Genomic DNA, 1,945 nt, shown 5'->3' with positions numbered 1-1,945 from the left:
GCCAGGGCCACCGTCCAGCCCGCACCCGCGAGAACGAGGGCGACGGCCCTGCCGATGCCCGATCCCGCACCCGTCACGACGGCGAACTTCCGGTCAGCGTCCATGGTCCGGCAGGGTAACCGGGCGGGTGGCCGGTACGGGCACGCGGTGCTCATCGCACCGCCATACGGATGTCGCGTACGTGCCGACGGAAAGTCGTCGCCCCGCACTCCAATGCCTCTGAGACCATCCGGCGAGCACGGGAGGGCATATGACACCCGCACAGATGAGCACCGCCACCGGCCGGCAGGACGGCCATTCCGCCGCGTTCCGCACCGCCGCCCGGCGGATGGGGGCCGGCCTGGACCGCCGGCGTTTCCTCACCCTCACCGGTGCGGCCGCCGCACTCGCCTTCGCCGTCGAGCTGCCCGCCGCGGGCACCGCGAGCGCCGCCGAGGTGGACGCCCGGAAGATCACCGAGGACCCCTTCACCCTCGGCGTGGCCTCCGGCGACCCGCTGCCCAACTCGGTCCTGCTGTGGACCAGACTCGCCCCCCGGCCCTACGAGGCCGACGGCGGGCTGCCCGCCGGGCGGATCCGAGTCGGCTGGGAGATCGCCCGCGACGAGCGCTTCCGGCGGACCGTCCGGCGCGGAACGGCCACCGCCCACCCGGAGTTCGCCCACAGCGTCCACGTCGACGCCAAGGGCCTCGACCCCGACCGGGTCTTCTACTACCGCTTCCGCGCCGGCGCCTGGACCAGCCCCACCGGCCGCACCCGCACCGCGCCCTCCCACGGCGCCCGCACCAGCTCGCTCACCTTCGCCGCGGTCTCCTGCCAGGCGTACCACGACGGCTACTACACCGCCTACCGGCACCTCGCCGCCGAGGACGTCGACGTCGTCTTCCACCTCGGCGACTACCTCTACGAGTACGCCGTCGACTCCGCCGGTGGTGCCCGTGGGTACACCGACCGCGTCCTCCCGGCCCACTTCGACCGGGAGACGCTCACCCTGGACGACTACCGGATGCGCTACGGCCTCTACAAGACCGACCCGGACCTGCGCGCCGCCCACGCCGCGCACCCCTTCGTCGTCACCTGGGACGACCACGAGACCGAGAACAACTACGCGGGCGACACCCCCGAGAACGGCGTCCCGCCGGAGGAGTTCCTGCTGCGCCGGGCCGCCGCCTACCGCGCGTACTGGGAGAACCAGCCGCTGCGCGCCCCGCAGCGCCCCACCGGACCCGACATGCGGCTCTACCGCCGTCTGCACTTCGGCCGGCTCGCCCAGTTCGACGTCCTCGACACCCGCCAGTACCGCAGCGACCAGGCCTACGGGGACGGCTGGCAGGTCCCCGGGCCGGAGTCCGAGGACCCGGCGCGCACCATGACGGGCGCCGCCCAGGAACGCTGGCTGACCGACGGCTGGAAGCAGTCGAGGGCCCGCTGGAACGTCGTGCCCCAGCAGGTCGCCTTCTCCCGGCGGCGCGACGTGCCGACCGGTACCTACAAGCTGTCCATGGACTCCTGGGACGGCTACCCCGCCTCCCGGCAGCGCGTCCTGGACGGAGCCGAGGCCGCCGGCGTCGAGAACCTGATGGTCCTCACCGGAGACGTGCACGTCGGCTACGGCTTCGACGTGAAGAAGGACTTCGACGACCCGGGCTCCCGCACCGTCGGTACGGAGATCGTGGCCACCTCGGTCACCAGCGGCAAGGACGGCGCCGAGAAACCGGCCAACTGGGACAACCTCACCCGGGCCAACCCGCACATGAAGTTCTACGACGGCCGCCGCGGCTACGTGCTCGTGGACCTCGGCACCGAGCGGGCCCGCGCCGACTTCCGTACGGTGGCGGCGGTGACCACGCCCGGCGCGCCCGTCACGACCGCCGGGTCCTTCGTGACCGAGGCCGGGAACCCGGGGCTCGTCCCCGCCTGACCCGGCCCTGTCTCTTATACACAT

The 1,945-nt window shown here is 72.9% G+C and carries 1 protein-coding gene; it reads left to right on the top strand.

The window, feature by feature from the left end; all coding sequences use genetic code 11:
* The first annotated feature begins 250 nt into the window (after positions 1-250).
* Positions 251-1,921, top strand: a complete 1,671-nt coding sequence (locus tag IH13_RS0118720) for an alkaline phosphatase D family protein (RefSeq protein WP_031085905.1) — start codon at positions 251-253, stop codon at positions 1,919-1,921.
* Positions 1,922-1,945: the final 24 nt, after the last annotated feature.

The organism is Streptomyces sp. NRRL WC-3549, assembly GCF_000721935.1.
Classification (GTDB): domain Bacteria; phylum Actinomycetota; class Actinomycetes; order Streptomycetales; family Streptomycetaceae; genus Streptomyces.
Note: the sequence above shows the minus strand (reverse complement) of the source record. Positions and strands in the feature narration are given on the sequence as shown.

Coding starts and splice junctions, on each gene's coding strand:
- IH13_RS0118720 (WP_031085905.1), top strand. CDS start 251: ATGACACCCGCACAGATGAGCACCGCCACCGGCCGGCAGGACGGCCAT.